The organism is Kribbella shirazensis, assembly GCF_011761605.1.
GTDB classification, from domain to species: Bacteria; Actinomycetota; Actinomycetes; order Propionibacteriales; family Kribbellaceae; genus Kribbella; species Kribbella shirazensis.
Genome location: NZ_JAASRO010000001.1, coordinates 7,401,176 through 7,417,193 on the forward strand (window position 1 = coordinate 7,401,176; position 16,018 = coordinate 7,417,193).

Annotated in this window: 14 protein-coding genes; 5 read left to right on the forward strand and 9 right to left on the reverse strand. The window is 67.5% G+C overall.

Features of this window, described 5'->3' with window-relative positions; all coding sequences use genetic code 11:
- Nucleotides 1-16: 16 nt before the first annotated feature.
- Nucleotides 17-151: a molybdopterin-binding protein gene (locus BJY22_RS42700; RefSeq protein WP_272955056.1), complete on the reverse strand. Its 135-nt coding sequence runs from the start codon at nt 149-151 to the stop codon at nt 17-19.
- A 98-nt stretch (nt 152-249) separates the two neighbouring features.
- Between BJY22_RS42700 and BJY22_RS35340 the strand changes: the two genes are divergently transcribed.
- Nucleotides 250-1,338 carry an IS630 family transposase gene (locus BJY22_RS35340; protein WP_167204589.1) on the forward strand — a complete coding sequence of 363 codons (1,089 nt, stop codon included), beginning with the start codon at nt 250-252 and terminating at the stop codon, nt 1,336-1,338.
- Here the strand turns inward: BJY22_RS35340 and BJY22_RS35345 are convergent.
- Nucleotides 1,317-1,808, reverse strand: coding sequence for a molybdopterin-dependent oxidoreductase (locus BJY22_RS35345; protein WP_167215834.1), 492 nt, complete (start codon nt 1,806-1,808; stop codon nt 1,317-1,319). The genes BJY22_RS35340 and BJY22_RS35345 overlap by 22 nt on opposite strands.
- Before the next feature lie 334 nt (nt 1,809-2,142).
- Here BJY22_RS35345 and BJY22_RS35350 point away from each other — a divergent pair, with 334 nt between their 5' ends.
- Nucleotides 2,143-2,865 (forward strand): VOC family protein, encoded by a 723-nt coding sequence (locus tag BJY22_RS35350; protein WP_337759739.1) that lies wholly within the window; start codon nt 2,143-2,145, stop codon nt 2,863-2,865.
- On the opposite strand, the gene BJY22_RS35355 is transcribed toward BJY22_RS35350, so the two are convergent.
- Complete coding sequence (locus tag BJY22_RS35355) at nt 2,844-3,521, reverse strand: hypothetical protein (RefSeq protein ID WP_167215838.1); 678 nt, start codon at nt 3,519-3,521, stop codon at nt 2,844-2,846. The genes BJY22_RS35350 and BJY22_RS35355 overlap by 22 nt on opposite strands.
- A 127-nt stretch (nt 3,522-3,648) precedes the next feature.
- Nucleotides 3,649-6,561 (reverse strand): helix-turn-helix transcriptional regulator, encoded by a 2,913-nt coding sequence (locus tag BJY22_RS35360; protein ID WP_337759740.1) that lies wholly within the window; start codon nt 6,559-6,561, stop codon nt 3,649-3,651.
- Between the two features lie 102 nt (nt 6,562-6,663).
- On the opposite strand from BJY22_RS35360, the gene BJY22_RS35365 reads away from it, so the two are divergent.
- Nucleotides 6,664-7,527, forward strand: a complete 864-nt coding sequence (locus tag BJY22_RS35365; RefSeq protein WP_167215842.1) for an enoyl-CoA hydratase/isomerase family protein — start codon at nt 6,664-6,666, stop codon at nt 7,525-7,527.
- A 120-nt stretch (nt 7,528-7,647) separates the two neighbouring features.
- On the forward strand, nt 7,648-10,434 hold the full coding sequence (locus BJY22_RS35370; RefSeq protein WP_167215843.1) for an ATP-binding protein: 2,787 nt from the start codon (nt 7,648-7,650) through the stop codon (nt 10,432-10,434).
- 26 nt (nt 10,435-10,460) lie between these two features.
- On the opposite strand, the gene BJY22_RS35375 is transcribed toward BJY22_RS35370, so the two are convergent.
- From BJY22_RS35375 to BJY22_RS35395, 5 genes are all read right to left on the reverse strand, one after another.
- Nucleotides 10,461-10,709 (reverse strand): DUF2630 family protein, encoded by a 249-nt coding sequence (locus BJY22_RS35375; RefSeq protein WP_167215845.1) that lies wholly within the window; start codon nt 10,707-10,709, stop codon nt 10,461-10,463.
- A 138-nt stretch (nt 10,710-10,847) separates the two neighbouring features.
- Nucleotides 10,848-12,281: an aldehyde dehydrogenase family protein gene (locus BJY22_RS35380; RefSeq protein ID WP_202891408.1), complete on the reverse strand. Its 1,434-nt coding sequence runs from the start codon at nt 12,279-12,281 to the stop codon at nt 10,848-10,850.
- A 47-nt stretch (nt 12,282-12,328) separates the two neighbouring features.
- Complete coding sequence (locus BJY22_RS35385; protein ID WP_167215847.1) at nt 12,329-13,255, reverse strand: NAD-dependent epimerase/dehydratase family protein; 927 nt, start codon at nt 13,253-13,255, stop codon at nt 12,329-12,331.
- A 33-nt stretch (nt 13,256-13,288) separates the two neighbouring features.
- Complete coding sequence (locus BJY22_RS35390; RefSeq protein ID WP_238350553.1) at nt 13,289-14,014, reverse strand: FAD-binding oxidoreductase; 726 nt, start codon at nt 14,012-14,014, stop codon at nt 13,289-13,291.
- Complete coding sequence (locus BJY22_RS35395) at nt 14,002-14,607, reverse strand: molybdopterin-dependent oxidoreductase (RefSeq protein ID WP_167215851.1); 606 nt, start codon at nt 14,605-14,607, stop codon at nt 14,002-14,004. Before BJY22_RS35395 ends, BJY22_RS35390 begins: the two co-directional genes overlap by 13 nt.
- Before the next feature lie 282 nt (nt 14,608-14,889).
- Here BJY22_RS35395 and BJY22_RS35400 point away from each other — a divergent pair, with 282 nt between their 5' ends.
- A complete protein-coding gene (locus BJY22_RS35400; protein WP_167215853.1) occupies nt 14,890-16,005 on the forward strand; it encodes an alpha/beta fold hydrolase in 1,116 nt (371 codons plus the stop codon).
- Nucleotides 16,006-16,018: the final 13 nt, after the last annotated feature.

Genomic DNA, 16,018 nt, shown 5'->3' on the forward strand with positions numbered 1-16,018 from the left:
CGGCAGGCGCGCGACGTCAGTCGTTCCAGTGCCGCTCCTCGCGCCACGGATCTCCGTAGTTGTGGTAACCCAACTGCTCCCAGAAACCCGGCTCGTCTTGATCGTGCAACCGCAGTCCTCGCAGCCACTTCGCGCTCTTCCAGAAGTACAGATGCGGAACTAGTGCCTCTCCAAGAAACGTTGGGGTTGTAACCGTGTCGGGTTGACCGGTCCGCTGGTTGGTCTGAAGGCTGGCTGCCGGAGGTGGTCATGGCTCGACAGCCTGAGGTGTTCGTGCGCCAGCTCGAACCGGAGGAAGCGCAGCGTCTGGTGAAGATCACGCGAACCACGAAGGATCGGGTCCGGTTGCGTCGGGCCGGGGTCGTTCTGGCGTCGGCGCAGGGCAGGAGTGCGGCAGATGCGGCGGAGATGTTCGCGATGAAGCCGCAGTATGCGCGGGAGGTGATCCACGCGTTCAACGAGCAGGGGTTCGCGGCGCTGGACCCAAAATGGAGCGGGGGCCGGCCGGCGAGGTTCGGTCCCCCGGTTCGTGAAACGGTCTGCCGGATCGCCAAGACCCCACCGCAGCAACTGGCGCGCCCGTTCACCACGTGGAGCCTGTCGAAGCTGGTCGAGTACCTGGCTGAGCACAAGAGCATCCGGATCAGCACCGAGTCGGTTCGCCAGATCCTTCGCGCGGCAGGCGTCAGGTGGCAGGCGACCAAGACCTGGAAGGCCAGCAAGGACCCGGACTTCACCCAAAAGATGGCCCGCGTCCTGGACCTGTACGACCATCCGCCAGCCGACGGCCGGGTGATCTGTGTTGACGAGTTCGGTCCGCTGAACCTGCAGCCGCGCCCGGGCAGGGGCTGGTTTCCCATCGGACGCCCGGCTCGATTGCGGGCCACCTTCAACCGCACCGGCGGAATCCGGCACATGTTCGCCGCGCTGGATCTGGCCACCGGGCAGATGTTCTACCGGTTCCGCGACCGCAAACGCTTCACCGAGTTCCTCGGCTTCCTCAAGCAACTCCGCGCCCGGTTCCCGGCCGGCAGGCTGTACGTCGTGTGCGACAACTTCTCACCGCACAAGAAGACCGAGGTCGCCACCTGGTGCGCAGACAACCAGATCGAGTTGGTGTTCACGCCGAGCAACGCGTCCTGGCTGAACTGGATCGAGTGCGAGTTCACCGCCCTGCGGTACTTCACCCTCGACGGCAGCGACTACCCCAGCCACACCGCACAGGAGAACGCGATCGCCGGCTACATCCGCTGGAAGAACAAGCGAGCGCAAGCCAAGACACGCTTCGCCATCGACTCCAAGATCCGCCGACCGGATTACCTACCCAACGTTGCTTGATGAGGCACTAGCAGACGTGCGGGACCACCGTGCTCGGGATCGAGCGGCTCGGCCTCGTACTCGAACGCCACCCAAGCCTTGCCGTCGAGCAGGTCCTCGAGCGGGAGATTGGTCGTGTACCCGCCGTACGAGAAGGCGGTCACGAAGTCGCCGTCCAGGTCCACGTCCGACAGCAGAGCATCGACCGGTACTCCGGTCCAGGTGGTGCCGAGTTTGCTCCACCGCGTCACACAATGGATGTCGACGTTGACCTGTTCGGTGTCCAGGGCACGGAACTCCTCCCAGCTCCAGCTCCTGACGACGCCTTGATCTCCCCCGATCTCCAAACGCCAGGCATCGACAGGCACGTGTGGAGTGGCTCCCGCCGACAGCACCGGGAAATCCTGCGTTTCGTACTGGCCAGGTGGCAGCTCGGCGTGGGGACTGCTGCGGTTGTGCCGGCCGGTGAAACCAGCCGAGAAAGTTGCCATCGCTCGATACCTCCAAGAAGGTCCTTGACTCGCTCAGGTCCTGCTCTCACGATGACGCCGTACTAGGCGAGATCGCGCCCGGATCAACCCCTGGCTGTCACCCTGGTCACTGGCGACAAACCTGCTCGGTGTCCGTCCCAGGGACTTGACCAGTGGGGATCCCGGGTGCCTGCCAGGCGCTGGCCAACGAAGCTGTTGACAACTGATGGCGCAGCCGAGGCGCGGACACCTTCCAACGACGAGCCGGGCCGCGGGGCACGACTTGTCGTGGAGGGTTTCGATGAGCTTTAGCCCGGATCGCAGTGATAGAGCACCGGCATCGACGCCAGCTCCTGTGGCGTTTCGACTCGAGGTCGTCACGCTGCCGGTCGCCGACGTGGACCGTTCCAAGGCGTTCTATCAATCCCTAGGCTGGCGCCTGGACAACGACCGCGCTGTCGACGGCGACTTCCGCACCGTGCAGTTCACCCCTCCTCGGTCTCGGGCCTCCATCCAGTTCGGCATCGGCCTGACGTCCGCCGAGCCAGGATCTGCTGCCCGGCTGATGCTTGTCGTCGACGACATCGACGCCGCCCGAACCGACCTCGTCAATCGCGGAGTCGAGGTCAGCGACGTGTACCACTACGAGCGCAGCCCCGGTCGCAGTGGGGAGATCGCGTCGCGCGTGCCGGGCCGAGACCCGGCCGAACGCTCGTACTTCACCTACGCCTCGTTCGCGGACCCGGACGGCAACGGCTGGCTGCTGCAGGAGGTCAAGACCCGGCTCCCGGGCCGGGAATGGAAGAGCAGCCACGACAGCGACCCGATGGTGCCGACGACCGAGGTACGACGCGAGATCGCCCGGCAGCATGACGCATTCGAGCAGGTCGCTGCGCCGCAGGCGTGGCTGGATTGGTACGGCAGATACCTGCAGGAACGCGAGCGCGGGAGCACGCCGGACCAGGCCTCCTTGGCCGCCTACCGATATATGACGGACGAAGTCAACGGTACGTCCTCACCGACAGGCCAACGCGGGCGCAAACTGGGACACGGCGGTCAACCCGGAAACTGCGGGTGATAGTCACGGCTCACCTGGTGGACCTTCCGGTACCCGATCATGCCGAGCACGACAGCCGTCATCACGGCGGTCAGAACGCCGACCAGCGTGCGCACCGCTGGCGCAGCGCCCACCGCCTGGCAGATCACCCCGGCCAGCACACCGGTGACGACCGCGTCGACCACGCCGACGACGAGAGGCGACCCCGACATCCAGTGCGTGACGCCGACGCGATCTCGGAAAGCGTAAGTCCGCATCAGGCCCGGCTTGTCGTCATGATGACTTGAGACGAAGTAGGTTTCCAGCTCTGGTGCGAGCTCGATGTATGCGTGCCGGAGCCGATTCATGCCGAGCACCATCCACGCATCCTCGACATCTGCCTCGATCAGGCGGAAGAACGTCCCGACTCCGATCAGCAGAACGACCGGCAGGATCAGCAGTGCGAAGGTCCGGAAGTCCGGCCCGAATCCTGTCGCGTTGGCCACCAGCGACAGCGCGATGACGGCCGCCGACAGAACCGTCAGATAGGTGCCGGTCCGGCTGAAGATCTCGCTCCACGTCATGCTGCGGGTGGCCAGCAGACTCCAATGCTCGGTGACGAGGAACTGGACATGTGGTTTGCTGCTGACGTCAAGGCTGTCCAGGGACAGCGGTCGAACCGGTGGCTGCTGCCTCATCCGATCTCCCATGCTCCAGTCCCGGGCCTGGGTACCGCACTCGCGGTCAGGCCGGGCGAACGATGTTGACCAGCTGGCACGGTGCGATCCGCACACCGTGTCGTATCGCGTCCGACCGTGGACAACGTCACGGCCCCACGCTCATCCCGCGCAGCGCGCCGGTCAGTTGCCGCCGGGCCGTGACACCCAACTTCGTGAAGACCTTGCGGAGGTGCCACTCGACAGTCCGTGGGCTGATGTACAGCTCCGAGGCGATCTCGGCGTTGGTGAGGCCATCAGCTGCGAGGCGAGCGATGTGCAACTCCTGGGCCGTGAGCTCCTGCTGGAGCTCACCGGTTTGCCGATGGACTATCTCGCCGGTGGCCCCAAGCTCGCGGCGCGCGCGGTCCGCGAACGCCTCCATCCCCATCGCCGCCAGGGCGTCGTGCGCGGATCGGAGATGTACACGTGACTCCAGCCGGCGACCGGCCCGTCGCAGCCACTCGCCGAACAGCAATCGCGTCCGGGCCGTCTCGACTCGCAAGTTCGTCCGCGCCAGACGGTCGACCGCTTCCCGGTAGAGGTCTTCGGTACGGGGGCCGTCGAGTTGCGCCTCTGAACGCGCCGCGACGCCGAGCGCCCAGTCCGTTCCGCTCGCCCGAGCCGACTCCGCGAGTTGTTCGGCGGCCCCTGCTGCCGTATTCGAATCGCCGGTGCGGGCCGCCGCCTCCACGAGCTCCGCGAGGCTCCACGACCTGACCACCATCTCCTCAGGGTGAGTGGCGGCGGCACGGGCGGATTCGAGTGCCGCGGGGTAGTGCCGATGACTGTTGCTCAGCACTGCGTTCGCCCAGTGGATCAGGGACACGCCGAGGCCCTCACCACGCGCGGCAGCGTCACGCCGCGCGGCCGCCAGGAATGCCGTCGCACGCTCGGTCTTTCCCTCGAACGCGGCCAGGCCGATCGCGCCGTACGGCGTCATCCTCGACTCCGCGAGATCGGTCGCGGCCTCAGCCTCCTGGACGAGAGCCGCCGCTGCGGGCAGATCGCCGGAGAACAGGTCCACGAAGATCCGCGAATGGAGAGCCAGAGGCAATGCGCTCACCGCACCCGAGTCCCGAGCGATCTGCAAGTGCAGACTGGCCAGTCGATCCCATGCCTGGCTGTCCCTCAGGTCGATTGCGACCACCGTCGCGAGCCAGAGGAACCGGACCGCCTCCTGCACCGGTATGTCGTCACGGTCGAACGCCTGGATCGCGGATCGGAGCATCGGGACCGCAGTCTGGTAACCGTCTCCGAAGAGCACCGCGAGTGCACGGAGGAGGTCGTCCCCACGGCGCGGCCGCGACGGTTCGGGTACGTCGCGAACCATCAAGGCGACCGCCCGCGCGCCCGGATCGGTGGCAAGGTGTCCGGCAAACCACGTCGCGGTGAACGCGTCGACGTAGCTGTCCATGGCCAGCTCGACGTCAAGGACCTCCAATCGACGAGCGGCATTCACGAGCAACGGGAGCGCCGCCCCACCCTGACCGCTCGTCAGCCCGATCTGTGCGCGCAGAACGTCGGCGCGGGCGCGCTGGAGGTCGTCGAGAGGTCCGTGTTCGGTCACTGCGAGCAACCGTGACGCGGCCTCGAGGGTGCCTGCGTGCATCATCGCCTGGACAGCGTTCAATCGTCGGTGGACCCGGTCCCCGGCATCCGGCGTCAGTACTGCGGCGCGCTCGAGGAAGGCGGCGGCCGCGGCCAGTCCGCCTTGCGCCAGGGCACGATCGGCGGAGCGTTCGAGTTGCGCCGCGACGGCCTCGTCCGGACCTGTCGCCGCGGAAGCGCGGTGCCAAGCCTGCCGGTCAGGGTCCGCCAGCGGGTCGGTCGCCGCGGCCAGCGCCCGGTGTGCCGCCTGACGCTCCCGCACGTCCGCCGAGCGGTAGGCCACCGAACGCACCAGAGGATGCCGGAAGCGCACGGTCTCGCGGAGTTCGATCAGGCCTGCGGTCTCGGCCGGGCGGGCGGCGTCCACGCTGATGCCCATGCTCTGGGCCGCACGCCACAACAGGCGGACATCACCGAGCGGCTCCGCCGCCGCGATTACCAGTAGCAGTCGCGACTCGTGGGGAAGCAGCTCGAGGCGACGAAGAAACCCCTCCTCCATCCGGCTGGTCAGCGACCTCCGGCCAACCGTGCTCCCGAGCGCCGGACCGAAGCTGAGCTCGGCAGCGCTGAACCATCGCGGCAGCTCGAGCAAGGCCAGAGGATTCCCGTGCGCCTCAGCCAGGATGCGCTCCCGCACGCGCGCGTCGATACGACCACGCACCGCCGAGTCCAGCATCGCTTGGGCGTCCGGCGTTCGCAGACCCTTGAGCACCACGACCGGCAGTCCGTCCCAGATCTCGGCGGTCTCGCCTGCTCTGATCGTGACGACCAACGCGACGGCCTTCACGCCGGCCTGGGATGTCAGGCGACGAGCCAGGAACGCCAACGTTCGCGCGGAGGCGTGATCCAGCCACTGGGCGTCATCGATCATGCACACCAGCGGGCGCTCCCCGGCACTTTCGGACAGCAAGGTCGAGGTGGCGAGCCCGACGAGGAACTGGTCCGGTGGCGTACCGGCGCGGAGACCGAAGGCGGTCGCCAGCGCGTCGGCCTGCGGGGCAGGAAGTCGATCGAGCATGGGCAGCAGCGGCTCGCAGAATTCGTGCAGCCCCGCGAACGCAAGCTCCATCTGCGATTCGACACCGGTGACGTGCAACGTGCGGCAATCCGCGGCGACTGCCGCGACGTACTCCAGCAGGGCGCTCTTGCCGATGCCGGGCGCACCACGCAGGACCACAACTCCATGGCCGCCCAGACGCGCGGATGCGACCAGGCGTTCGAGCTTCTCACATTCGTCGCGTCGGCCGCGCAAGCGCGGCCGACGGCTGCTTCTCAACGGCAGGCCCCCCTCCAAGCACCTCGCTCTACGCTCGCACCGGATTCCGCGGTACGCAATCCCCGGATGTCCAGCGATCCCCGACGGTCGAGGCATGCTCCCGATCGGCTGATTTCGGCGGAAGCACCAGTGCATCGGCCAGTGCCTGGTACTGGCGCGATCACGTGCACAGTGCGTAATGGTCGTCTCGTCAGCATTCCGGCTGGATGTCTCTCGGCAAGTGATCGGAGACCTTCGATGAACTCTCTGCAGTTCCACGTCACCGAGATCTCGGACGCCTTCTGGAGGGCGTCGTTCAACAACGGACCGGTGAACCTGATCGACCTCGACACGATCGAACAACTCGGCGATCTCGTCACACGGATCGAGGAAGCTCCCGCGTTGACGGTCGTGGTCTTCGACAGCCCGAACGTCGACTTCTTCATGGCGCACTGGGACATCACCGCCGACCGTGCTCGACTGGCCACGATGAAGCCGGGCCAGACAGGACTGCACCCGTACGCAGACAACCTGGTCCGGCTGAGCAAAGTCCCGGCAGTCACCGTCGCCGCAGTCCGGGGCCGCGCCCGCGGCGCAGGCAGTGAGTTCCTCCTGGCCACCGACATCCGGTTCGCGAGCGAGAACGCCGTCATAGGCCAGGTGGACGTCGGCCTGGGCGCGGTGCCCGGCGGCGGAGCGATGGCGCGGCTCGCGCGCCTGGTCGGCCGCGCGCGGGCCGCCGAGATCGTCCTCGGGGCCGACGACTTCCCGGCGGCCCTCGCCGAACGCTACGGCTACGTCAACCGGGTGCTTCCGGACAACGAACTCGACGACTTCGTCGATCGTTTCGCGCGCCGCATCGCGGGATTCGACAAGACCGTGATCGTCGGGGCCAAAGCTCTGCTGGACCTCGCGTCGCTGCCCGCCGACGAGGAGTTCGGACCGGGGATGGCCGCGTTGCTCCGCACCGCGTGGCGGCCGGCGAACGCCGCGCGGATGCGGGACCTGCTCGACCGCGGCCTGCAGACACCCTCGGGCGTCGAACTCGACCTCGGACGGGCTGTCGGGGAGGCCGTGGCTCCGCGGGGCGAGGCTCACGCCGACGGCCGGTCGCCCGGCTGAGAAGAATGCCATTGCCCGCAACCGGAGTCGGTGCCAAAGTGAAATGTTGTGTCGGCTCCGACGTCGCCCCATGCCGCTGCCGATCTGATTGCAGCGGACCGGGACGGGATGGGGGCTTTCATGACTTTCAGCTCAGGGTGGCCGGGGCTACGCGGACGACGGTCGGAGTGCGAGTCGCTGATGGCGCTCCTCGGCGAAACTCGCGACGGACGAAGTCAGGCCATGGTTCTGTCCGGCGAAGCCGGAATCGGCAAGACCGCTCTGCTGCACTACCTGCTGGAGAACGCCGACGGATGCCGCGTGAGCCGGACAGCGGGTGTTGAGTCGGAGATGGAGCTCGCCTTCGCGAGTCTGGAGCAGTTCTGTGTTCCAATTCTCGACGGGATGGACCGGTTGCCAGAGCCGCAGCGGGCCGCACTCGACACCACCTTCGGACTGGCGTCCGGCGCGCCGCCGGATCGGTTCGTCGTCGGGCTGGGCGTGCTCAACCTGCTGAGCTACGCAGCCGAGCAGCAACCGCTGCTGTGTGTCATCGACGACGCCCAGTGGCTCGATCAGGCTTCAGCGCAGACGCTAGAGTTCGTCGCTCGTCGGCTCCGCGCGGAGCCGGTCGCGATGGTATTCGCCCTCCGTACGACGGATGATCAGCCCACGCTGACCGCGTTGCCGCAGCTGCCGCTGCAGGGACTCAGTAACCAGGACGCGGCCGACCTGCTGGATTCCGTACTCGCAGCACGTCTCGACGGCCAGGTCCGGGACCGCTTGCTGGCCGAATCTCACGGCAACCCTCTGGCCCTCCTCGAACTCCCCCGAGAGTTGACTTCCGCCAGCAGCACATTCGGTGTCCACGACAGCGCGGCCCCGAGCCTGGTCGACCGCCTGCAGGATGGTTTCCTACGCAAGGTGGACGGCCTTTCGGCCCGGGCGAGGCAACTGCTGGTGCTCGCAGCGGCAGACCCGGTGGGAGACGTCGATCTGGTGCATCGTGCCGGACGGCGGCTCGGGATCAGTGACGAGGACGTCTCGGCGGCTGAGTCGACTGGGATGATCGAACTGCGTCACCGCGTCGAGTTCAGGCATCCGCTCGTACGGTCTGCCGTCTACCGATCCGCCGTCGCGGAGGATCGGCGCATCGCGCACCAGGCGCTCGCCGATGTCACAGATGCGGACGAGGACCCGGATCGGCACGCATGGCATCGCTCCCGCGCCGCCTCCGGTCCCGACGAGGCCGTCGCGGACGCGCTCGAGCAGTCCGCGGACCGCGCCCTCAGCCGTGGTGGGCTCGCTGCGGCGGCAGGCTTCCTCGAGACAGCCGCCACGCTCACGCCGAAACCCGATCACCGAGCCCGGAGATCGTTGGCAGCTGCGCAGGCGAAGGCATCGGCCGGAGCCTTCGACGACGCGCTGTCCTTGCTCGCCCAAGCACAGGCCGGGCCGCTCGGCGAGTTGGACAGCGCGCGGGTGGACCTCCTGCAGGCGCAGATCTCCCATCACTCCGAAGGGGGGAACAAAGGGCTCCCACTGCTTCTCGCCGCGGCCGGCCGTCTTGAGCAACTCGACCCGAAGCTCGCCCGGGAGACTTACCTCGACGCCTTCGCCGCGGCGATGTTCGCCGGCCGACTCGCCTCCGGATCCGGTATCGGCATGCGCCAAGTCGCCGAGGCGATGCGCGGGATCCAGTTACCGCCGGTGGCCGGGAAGTCCGACGTGATGCTTCGCGGGATCGCGGAGCTGTTCACCGACGGCTACGCGGCAGCGGCGCCCGGATTGCTCGACATCGTACGCGCATTCGGTTCCGACGAACTCACGCTCGACGAGTCGGTGCGCTTCGCGTGGCTCGCGGCGTGCGCGGCCACGGATCTGTTCGACGACGCCAACTGGGACGTCCTCACCCATCGGCACCTCACGGCAATTCGCGAGATCGGCGCGTTGGCCGTGCTACCGGTCGCTCTCACGAGCCGAATCATCTATGACCTCTACAGCGGCGATCTGTCCGAGGCCGAAGCCCTGGTCGCGGAATGCGCCTGGGTTGCGGAGGTGACCGGTGGGCAGAACACAATGATGCCGTACGGCGAGGTCTGCCTGAGCGCCATCCGCGGCGATGTGGAACGGGCCGAGCCGAACTTCCACAAGCTGCTCGAGGACGTCACCGCCCGTGGTGAAGGGGTGGGCCTGAACATGATCGGCTGGTTCCAGTCTGTCATGTTCAGTGGACTGGGACGCCACGCGGAAGCGTTGACCGCTGCCCGGATGGCCGCCGATTCACCACTTGAGCTCGGGCCTCCGAAGTGGGCCCTCGCCGAGGTCGTAGAAGCAGGCGTGCACAGCGACAACACCGCAGAGGCCGCCCGCGCGTTCGAGCAGCTCTCCTCCTTCACCCAGGCCAGCGGGACCGACATGGCGCTGGGAGTCGAGGCCGGTCGGCGAGCTCTGCTGCAGTCAGGCCGCAGTGCCGAAGACTGCTACCGGGAGGAAGCCGACAGGCTGGCGCGCACAACGCTGCAGGTCGAGCGCACTAGGGCCCAGCTCCGATACGGCGAGTTCCTGCGACGGGAGGATCGCCGCGGAGAGGCACGCACGCAATTGCGCTTGGCCTTCGAAACGTTCGGCGCGCTCGGGCTGGACGGGTTCGCCGAGCGCGCACGCCAGGAACTCATCGCCACCGGCGAGACCGTACGTCGCCGAACGACCGAATCCAGTGCGGATCTCACCGCCCAGGAGACCCGCATCGCCCAGCTCGCAGTCGAGGGACTCACGAACTCCGAAATCGGAGACACCATGTTCCTCAGCGCCCGGACAGTGGAATGGCATCTGCGCAAGGTGTACGCGAAGCTCGGCGTCGACTCCCGTAGACGCTTGCGTGATTCCCTGTCGGAGTCGGGGAAATCTGCCGTCAAGATGTCGTGATCCGAACGAGCCGCGGGCGGCCGGACTCATTGGAGGTAGCGTTCAACCTGGCTCGCGGGACGAACCGCAGCCGCGTCGGGATCCGCTCCGGCGGTCCGCAGCGCGCGCCGCTGCCGCAGCAGGTCCCAGCACTGGTCGAGTTCAACCTCCACCGCCCGCAGCCGCTCCAGCTGTGCGGTGTGCTCACGGATGGGTCCGGCGCGGTTCGCGCGCAGATGGTGTTCTTCGCCGACGAGGCGTCGGATGACGTCGTGGACGGACTCATCCGTGGGCATGGCACTCTCCTTCGTGCTCGGAATTCCTGATCATTGCGGGTCGTCCCTGTGGTTCACGCCGGCCGGCGGAGCACCGTGTCTCGCCGGCCGGCGGAGCAACGGAACGCCCCGGAGCGATGCTCGCTCGCACCCTGGCGTTCAGCCGGTGAACTGGGCGTAGGTCTTGAACTCCTGGAACTCCTCCAGAGCGCGGATGCCGTTGAGACGGCCGATCCCGCTCTGCTTGAACCCGCCCTCCTCGTACTCGTCCACCACCACCGCCCAGGTGTTGGTCCAGACCGTGCCCGTGTGGAGCCGGCGGCCGACCCGCCGCGGCCGGTCGGCGTCGCGGGTCCAGATCGAGGCGGCGAGTCCGTACTCGGTGCAGTTCGCCAGCCGGATCGCGTCGTCCTCAGAACCGAAGGTCTCGAACGTCGCTACTGGTCCGAACACTTCGCGCTGCACGATGTCGAGATCGGGGTCGTCCACGGCGATGAGTGACGGGTGGTAGTAGGCACTGCCCGGCATCCGCTGGCCGCCCCGGACGAGGACGGTGCCTTGCTGGCCGGCCTCCTCGACGATTCGGTCGACTCGAAGAGCGTTCGCCGCGTCGATCATCGGCCCCATCTGGCTCTCAGGATCGTCCCCCGGCCCGACCCGAATCGCGGACAGGGACTCGACCATCCGATCGCGCAACTCGTCGGCGACGCCCCGCTGGACCAGAATGCGGCTGCCGGTCATGCAGAACTGACCGGTGAACGTCGTGATAGCCGCGGTGAGCACGGGCACCGCCGCATCAAGGTCGGCGTCGTCGAAGACGATCATCGGTGTCTTGCCGCCCAACTCGAGCGACAGCCGCTTCAGGTGCGGCGCCGCGTTGGCCATGATCTGCCGACCGACGAGCGTACTGCCGGTGTAGCTCAGTACATCGACCTCCGGCGACGAGACCAACAGCCGTGCCACGTCGTTGCCTGACTCGGTCAGCGACGACACCACGCCTGCGGGCAGGCTCGGGATCTCGCTGAGGAGGTTGTGGAACAACCCGTTCACCATGCCGGTCTGCGCAGGTAGCTTCACGACCGCGGTGCAGCCTGCCGCCAGCGCGGGAGCGAGCGATCGCACCAGCAAGATCACCGGGGAGTTCCATGGCGTGATGATGCCGGCCACTCCGATGGGTTCGGGGACCGAACTCATGTGAAGTCCAGGAGACACCTCCGAGGCGCGCCCACCCTGGCTCAGCGCGAGCGCGGCGTAGTAGTGGAACTTCGGGGCGGAGAGGCCGATCTCGAACGCGGCGTCTTTCAGGATCTTCCCGTTCTCACGGGCGAGCATCAGCACCAGCTCGTCGCGATGACCCTCGACCGCATCGGCGAGCTCGGTGAGGACCCTGTGGCGTAGCCGGCGGTCCCGAGCCCAATCGCCTTCTTCGAACGCTCGTCGGGCAGCGATGATCGCCTCGGCTCCCTGCTCTTCATCAGCATCGGCGTACGTACCGAGGACCGAGCCGTCGGCCGGGCTGACGGACTTCCCCTCCTTGGCGGAACCGACCAGCCGCCCGCCGACGTATTGTCGCGCCATTGTCAAATCTGTCATTGCGTCCTCCAGGTGTTCGTTGTCGCGCCGCGCGTGACTGTGATGGGTCAGCCGAAGACCTCGCGAAACCCGTCCCGCCACGAGGGATACGCCGGGGCGAAGCCCAGGCCCGACTTCGCCTTGGCGTTGCTCGCCGCCGGGAGCCGATTGCCGTAGTAGACGGCTTGGACACCGATCGACTTCTCCGCCTCGTCCTCGGAGACGCGCTGCGGTGGCGGGGCCTGCAGGATCCTTGCCAGGTACGGCAGCCACTCGGCCTGCGGGGCGGGTTCGTCGTCCACGATGTTGTAGACGCCGGGGCTTCCCGCCTCGACTGCCTGCACCGTCACCGATGCCGCGTCGTGAAGATGGACGAACGGGTACCGGCCGGCGCCGTCGCCGACGATGGGCATCTCGCCCGCCTTTACCGCGGTGGCGAGCTCTCCGCCAGGTCCGATCGCCGTCCCGTCGCCGTACAAGAACCCGTAGCGCAGTACAACACCCTCGATCTCCGGAGTGTCCAGCACCATCTTCTCGGCCTCGATGTTGGCCTGCACATGGCTTCCGATCGGACCCGGGCCATCGAGGTACGGCGGTGCCGACTCGTCCGGCGGGCCGCCGGGCTGGGCCATGAAGCTGGCGCTCTGCGCGACCACTCTCAGGCTGCCGGCCGCGATCGCCGCGTCCATCAGCGCTTTCGTGCCTTCGCGCCGCAGCCGATTGGTCAACGCCAGCCAGGTTCCGTAGTCACGAGATGGCCCCGAGAGCGCAGTCATGAGGTTGACGATCACCTGTGGCCGGGCATCGACGATCACCCGAAGCACCTCCGCCCCGTCCAGGCCGTGCATCATGACCGGCGATGCCCCGAGCTCTTCCACAAATCGAAAGTTGTCCCGGCGACGGGAGCTGACCGTGACCGTGTGCCCGCGGTCGACCAGCGCCTGCACCAACGGCCTACCGATCACCCCTGTTCCCCCTGCGACGAAGACTCGCATGGGTGTCTCCTTCCTCGTGTTCCGGTCGCATTGCTAGCCGAAGCGCTCGGCCCTGATGTTGTCGGCGGCGAACCCCGCTTCGATGACCAGCTCGATGGCGGCCTCGACGAAGCCAGTCGAACCACACACGTAGCAGCGGGTTCCAGCTACCGGTGGCAGGCCGTGCGCGACGATGTCGGCGGTCGTGATCCTGCCCGGGGGCCGCGGATCGGCGCCAGGCGCGGCGCGGGTGTACAGGACAGTCACCGCCGAAGTCGGGTTCTGACTGCGGGTCCGACCGGCCAGCTCGGTTGCATATAGCAGCGTCTCGGGGCTGCGGGACGAGTACAGCAGCCGCATCGGGCCGCGCCCGGTCACGCTGTCGTGTGCACGGAGCACCGCCATCAGCGGTGCGACGCCGACACCTGCACCGACGAGCTGAACTGGTGCCGGATCGTCCCGGTCCCAGATGAACCATCCACCTAGAGGTCCCCTCACCTCCAGTTCGGTGCCGATCCCGGCCCCGGCCACCAGGTAGCTCGAAACCTCCCCGTTGTCGGCCAGGCCCACGGTCAGGTCGATCCGTGAGCCGTTCGGCGGTGTGGCAATCGAGTACGGACGAACAGCGGTGTAGCCGTCGGAGGCGGTCAGGCGTACGTCGACGTGCTGCCCCGGCCGGTGCGCACTCCAAGCATCGATCTCCAGAGTCAGGGTGCGTGCGGTCGCGGTTTCGTCCAGCACACCGACCACGGTCGCGCGCTGCCAGGTCAGTCGCGCCAATGTCTTTGCTCCCGCCACGGATCGCCGTAATTGTGGTAGCCCAACGCCTCCCAGAACCCTGGTTCGTCCCGTGCCTGCAGCCGAAGGCCCCGCAGCCACTTGGCGCTCTTCCACAGGTACAGATGTGGGACGAGCAGGCGGGCAGGACCGCCATGCTCGGGCTCGATCGCCCTGCCCTCGTACTCGAACACCACCCACGCCTTGCCATCGAGTAGGTCGACGAGTGGCAGATTGGTCGTGTATCCGCCGTACGACGAAGCGATCACGAACTCGCTGTCCACCTCCATCTCGGCCAGTAACGCCTCGACGGGTAAACCGGTCCATCTGGTGCCGAGCTTGCTCCATCTGGTCACGCAATGCAGGTCGGCCGTGACCTCCTCAGCGTCGAGTGCGCGGAACTCGTCCCATGTCCAACTCCGGGCGAACCCGCGGTCGCCTTTGAGCTCCAGGCGCCACGCGTCGAGCGATATCAGCGGCGTCGGTCCCGCCGAGAGCACCGGAAACTCACGCGTGACGTACTGACCGGGCGGTATGCCGGACTTCCCGGCGCCGCGGTCAGGGCGGCCGCTGAAGCCAGGCGAGAAGACGGTCATCGCGGGATCCTCCAGATCTTGTCATGGGCGGACAGGGTCGATCGCTCTCACGATCTCTGCCCATCGGCCGTGCAGGCACCCGGGTCAAGCCCTGGTCGCGACCCTGGTCCCTACTCGATGTCATCAGCCCGTCCCACCACTCACTTGGCGGGCCGAACACGGGCCGCTGCAGACCAGGGAGAGGACCAGGGAACGCCACTGGTGCACCGGACACCACGGACGGACAGTCTCGGTGAGGTCGACAGATCGCAGCGAATCTGTCCCGTTCGAAGGACTCCCGCGATGAGCACCTCTCCCCCAGACCGGCCCGACCAGGTCGTCGGCGACCTGCCGTCGACACCCCCCGACCGGCTTCCGTTCACCCGCCGGGGATTCGTCGGCGCCGCAGCAGCGGCCACCGGCGTTTCACTGCTCGGCGGGCTGGCGACGCCCACCGCCTCCGCAGCGCCCCAACGCTTGCGAGGCAATATCGGCTCGGTATCCACGGCTCCGAGACTCCCGGCCGGCTTCGCCAGAACCTTCACGAGCCGCTTCGTCGAGGCCAACGGCATTCGTCAGCACGTAGTCATCGGCGGTGGCGGTCCCCCGCTCCTGCTGATCCACGGCTGGCCCGAGAACTGGTACGCGTGGCGGTTCCTGATGCCGGCGTTGGCCCGCGACTTCACCGTCATCGTCCCCGATCAGCGAGGGATCGGGCTGACCGAGAAGGCGCCCTACGGCTACGACACGGCCACGTTGGCCGACGACCTGGCCGCTCTGATGACCGCACTCGGACACCAGCGCTTCGCCGTCGTCGGACACGACACCGGCTACATCATCGGCTACGCCCTGGCTGCCGACCACCGCGATCGGGTCAGCCGTCTGGTCGTGGCCGAGATCCCCGGTCCGCCCGGAGTCGAGGATCCCGAGCATCCCGCGCCGCCGTTGTTCCTTCCCGAGTTCCTCAACAACAGGCTCTGGCACATTCCGTTCAACCGTGTCGACGACGAACTGATCGTGGACATGGTGCGCAGCAACGCCGACGCCTTCTACCGCTACGAGTTCGCCATCCAGGGCGGCGGGGCCACACTGCCCGACCATGCCATCGAGTACTACGTCAGCCTGTACAACCGGGACCGGAGCACCCTGCGCGCCAGCTTCGGTCTCTACCGCGCCTGGGACGCGATCCTCGCGCAGAACATGGAGCGGCAGAAGGTGCCCCTCACGCTCCCCGTGCTGGGGATCGGCGGTGCGAACAGCTGGGGTCCGGCTGCCGCCGCGGGCATGACGCCCGCCGCGAGCGACGTACAGGCGGCAGTCATCGCCGGCGCCGGACATTGGGTCGCCGAGCAGGCCCCCGCGCAGATGCTCGAGCTGCTGCGTGCCTTCCTGGCCCCGTATCTGACAGCTGCCGGGTAACCCTGTGCCCTCG